General features: G+C 71.7%; 3 protein-coding genes. All 3 read right to left on the bottom strand.

Features of this window, described 5'->3' with window-relative positions:
* Positions 1–1,557, bottom strand: a 1,557-nt coding sequence (locus ABZ646_RS41090; protein WP_360531223.1) for a CoA-acylating methylmalonate-semialdehyde dehydrogenase, incomplete at its 3' end; no start/stop codon positions are given.
* 29 nt (positions 1,558–1,586) lie between these two features.
* Positions 1,587–3,464, bottom strand: coding sequence for a 3D-(3,5/4)-trihydroxycyclohexane-1,2-dione acylhydrolase (decyclizing) (iolD, locus tag ABZ646_RS41085; RefSeq protein ID WP_360531221.1), 1,878 nt, complete (start codon positions 3,462–3,464; stop codon positions 1,587–1,589).
* Complete coding sequence (iolB, locus tag ABZ646_RS41080; protein ID WP_360531226.1) at positions 3,461–4,354, bottom strand: 5-deoxy-glucuronate isomerase; 894 nt, start codon at positions 4,352–4,354, stop codon at positions 3,461–3,463. Before iolB ends, iolD begins: the two co-directional genes overlap by 4 nt.
* Positions 4,355–4,370 lie beyond the last annotated feature (16 nt).

Here is a 4,370-nt window from a genome sequence, read left to right as displayed (position 1 = left end):
GTGCGCGGAACCGATGGGAGAAATGGTTCTCTGCACCACGGCCAAAGACCCTCTCCGGGCAGCGGTCGGGAAGTTGAACCCGGCGGTGTCCTGGTGCTTCGGCTCCGGCCAGCGGCTCGTGACGACCTTGGGCCGGGTGTAGAAGCGGACGCCCTCCGGGCCGTGGATCGGGGAGTCGCCGATGAGGGAGTCCTTCCAGCCGCCGAAGGAGTAGTACGACATCGGGACGGGCACCGGCACGTTGATGCCGATCATGCCGACCTTGATCTTCCGCTGGAAGCGGCGGGCGGCCTCTCCGGAGCCGGTGAACAGCGCGGTGCCGTTGCCGTACGGGTTGGCGTTGATCAGGTCGATGGCCTGGTCGAGGGAGTCGGTACGGACGACCGCGAGGACCGGGCCGAAGAGTTCCTCTTTGTAGGCGTCCATCTCGGTGGTGACGTGGTCCAGGAGGGAGGGGCCGGTGAAGAAGCCGTCGGCGTACGCGGGATCGTCGAGCTTCAGCCCGCGGCCGTCCACGACGACGGTGGCGCCCTGCGTCGCGGCGACCCCGACCGCGTTCTCGACGCGCTCCTGGGCGGCCTTGGTGACCAGCGGGCCCATCTCGGTGCCGGACGCGTCGCCGGGGCCGACCTTCACCTCGTTCGCCTTGCGGGTGAGGATCTCCACCAGGCGGTCGGCCGCGTCACCGACGGCGACGGCCACCGACACCGCCATGCAGCGCTCACCGGCGGAGCCGTAGGCGCCGGCCGTGATGTGGTCGGCGGCGAACTCCAGGTCGGCGTCGGGCAGCACGACGGCGTGGTTCTTGGCGCCGCCCAGGGCCTGGACCCGCTTGCCGTGCGAAGTGGCCTGCTCGTGGACGTACTTGGCGATCGGGGTGGAGCCGACGAAGGAGACGGCCTCGATGCCGGGGTGGGCGAGGATCGCGTCGACCGCGTCCTTGCCACCGTGCACGACGTTGAAGACGCCGTCGGGCAGACCGGCCTTCTGGTACAGCCGGGCGACGAAGTTGGCGGCGGAGGGGTCGCGCTCGGACGGCTTGAGGATGAACGTGTTGCCGGTGGCGATGGCGACCGGGTGCATCCACAGCGGCACCATCGCCGGGAAGTTGAACGGCGTGATGCCCGCGACGACACCGAGCGGCTGACGGAAGTTGTGCACGTCCACGCCACGGGAGACCTGGTCGGAGAACGAGCCCTTGAGCACGTCGCCGAGACCGCAGACGTATTCGACGACCTCACGGCCGCGGGTGATCTCACCGCGGGCGTCGTCGACGGTCTTGCCGTGCTCGGCGGAGATGATCCGGGCCAGCTCCTCCTCGTGCTCGACGAGCAGCTGGCGGAAGGTGAACATCACCTGGACCCGCTGGGAGAGGGACGAGTCCTGCCAGGTCTCGAGCGCGGCGGCGGCGGCCCGGACGGCGGCGTCGATGTCCGCGCCGCCGCCGAGGACGACCTGGGCCTGCTCGGCGCCGGTCGCCGGGTTGAACACGGGCTGGGTGGCGGTGGCGGCGCCCTGGGTGAGGGCGCCGTCGATCCAGTGCTGGATGGTGGTCACGGTGCGGGTTTCCTTTGCGGGGGCGGGAGTTACAGGTAGTGCCGCTGGGCGCGCTTGTGGTCCAGGTAGGTGTCGTGGGCGGCCCGGGTGGAGTCGAGGGCGGAGGTCTGGCTGACCGGGACGTCCCACCAGGCGTGGCCGGGCGGGTTGGGCCCGTACAGGTCGGTCTCCACGTGCACGACGGTGGTGCGGGTGGCGGCCTTCGCCTTCTCCATCGCGGAGCGGAACTCCTCGACGGAGCCGGCGTGCAGGACGTCCGCGCCCAGGGAGGCGGCGTTCGCCGCGAGGTCGACGGGGAGCACGTCGCCGTCGAGCCGGCCGGAACCGGCGTCGCGGTAGCGGTACTTGGTGCCGAAGCGCTGCGAGCCGAGGGACTCGGAGAGAGCGCCGATGGACGCGAAGCCGTGGTTCTGGACGAGGACGACGATGACCTTCAGCCCTTCGGAGACCATGGTGACGATCTCCTGGGCCATCATCAGGTACGAGCCGTCACCGACCAGGACGACGACCTCACGCGAGGGGTCGGCCATCTTCGCCCCGACGCCCGCGGCGACCTCGTATCCCATGCAGGAGTACGCGTACTCGACGTGGTAGGCCTTGGGGTCGCGGGCGCGCCACAGCTGCTGGAGGTCACCGGGCATGGAGCCGGCCGCGTTGATGACCACCGCGCGGTCGTCCAGGACGTCGTTCAGCGCGCCGAGGATCTCGGTCTGCGCGGGCAGCGGGCCGTGACCGACGTGGAGGCAGGCGTCCTCGATCTCCCGGGTGCGGGCGATGAGTTCACGGGTACGACGCCGGTACTCCGGGGCGACCTCCCAGCCGTCCAGGCCTCCGGCCAGCGCCTGGATGCCGAGGCGGGCGTCCGCGACCAGCGGCTCGGCGGAGTGCTTGACGGCGTCCAGGCGGGCCACGTTGAGGTTGACGAACGCGACCTCCGGATTGCCGAACACGGTGTGGCTGGCCGTGGTGAAGTCCGAGTACCGGGTGCCGATGCCGAGCACGACGTCGGCCTCGCGGGCCAGCTCGTTCGCCGCGTACGAGCCGGTGGAGCCGATGCCGCCGACCGCGCAGGGGTGGTCCCAGGCCACCGCGCCCTTGCCCGCGTGGGTGTCGGCGACCGGGATGCCGGTGGCCTCCGCGAAGGCCCGCAGCGCGGTCTCGGCACCGGAGTACACCGCGCCGCCGCCGGCGACGATCAGCGGCTTGCGCGCGTTCCGCAGCAGCAGGACGGCGCGCTCGACGGCGGCGGGCTCCGGGACGGGGCGGCCCACGTGCCACACCCGGCGCCGGAAGAACTCGACCGGCCAGTCGTACGCCTCGGCCTGCACGTCCTGCGGCAGCGCGAGGGTGACGGCACCGGTCTCGACCGGGTCGGTCAGCACGCGCATCGCCGCCAGCGCGGCCGGGATCAGCTGCTCGGGCCGGGAAACCCGGTCGAAGTACTTCGACACCGAGCGGAAGGCGTCGTTGACGGTGACGTCGCCGCCGCGGGTGTCCTCCAGCTGCTGCAGCACCGGGTCGGCGGCACGGGTGGCGAACATGTCGGAGGGCAGCAGCAGGACCGGCAGGCGGTTCGTCGTCGCCAACGCCGCACCCGTGATCATGTTCGTCGAACCCGGGCCGGTCGAGGCCGTGCAGGCGAAGGCGGCCAGCCGGTCACGCATCTTGGCGTAGGCGACGGAGGCGTGGACCATGCCCTGCTCGTTGCGGGCGAGGTAGTAGGGCAGGTCCGCCTCGCCGGTGGTGGCGGCCTGGAGCAGGGCCTGCCCGATGCCGGCCACGTTGCCGTGGCCGAAGATGCCCCACACCCCGGGGATCAGACGCTGCTCCTGGCCGTCGCGCTCGCTGTACTGGGCGGCCAGGAAGCGGACCAGCGCCTGGGCGGTGGTCAGTCGTACGGTGTTCATCGGTCCTCTCCGAAGGGCAGCCGGTCGTCCACGTCCTGGGTGGCCCAGGTCCCGCGCACCCACCCGTGGGCCGGGTCGTCGCAGATCAGCCAGGCGCGGTCCTGACCGGGACCCGCCATGACGTTGAGGTAGTAGAGGTCGTAGCCGGGCGCGGCGATCGAGGGGCCGTGCCAGCCGTGCGGGATCAGCACCGTGTCACCGGAGCGGACCTCGGCGAGCACGTCGATGGGACGGTCGGCGGTGCCGTAGACGCGCTGGTACCCGAAGCCGTTCCCGTCCTCGCCGGAGACCTCGAAGTAGTAGATCTCCTCCAGCTGGGACTCGACCGGGTTGCCGTCCGCGTCCGTGCGGGCCTCGTCGTGCTTGTGCGGCGGGTACGAGGACCAGTTGCCGCCGGGCGTGAGCACCTCGCACACCAGCAGCTGCTCGGCGTCGAAGGTGCCCGGCAGGCAGTAGTTGTTGACCTGCCGTGAGCAGGCCCCCGCGCCGCGCAGCTCGACGGGGACGTCCTCCTTGCGCCCGTACCGGGCCGGGTGACCGCCCCGCTCGGTACGGGCGGAGGGCAGCGCGAACCGTCCCCCGGCCGCGCTGCTGATCACGGCCTCGGCTTCGCGCGGGAGGTAGGCGAAGTCGGTGGCCGAGTCGAACACGCCCGTCCGCCCGGCGAGTTCGAAGGTGCCGCCGTCCGTGGTGACGGTGCACGAGCCCGCCAGCGGCAGCACCAGGAACTCCGAGTCCCGGGTGGACAGGGCGTGCGACCGGCCCGGCCCGAGGGTCAGGATCCGCAGGCCGGAGTATCCCCAGGCCGCCGACTCCGGCGTGACCTGGAGGTCGTAGGGGCCTTCGGCGGCGGTGCCGGCCGGCAGGTGGTGCTTACCGGTGTCGCTCACAGCAGGCTCACCGCCT

Origin of the sequence: Streptomyces sp. NPDC007162, from assembly GCF_040634175.1 — a bacterium.
In the GTDB taxonomy this organism is placed as follows: Bacteria; Actinomycetota; Actinomycetes; order Streptomycetales; family Streptomycetaceae; genus Streptomyces.
This window is presented reverse-complemented; position numbering and strand designations above follow the sequence as displayed.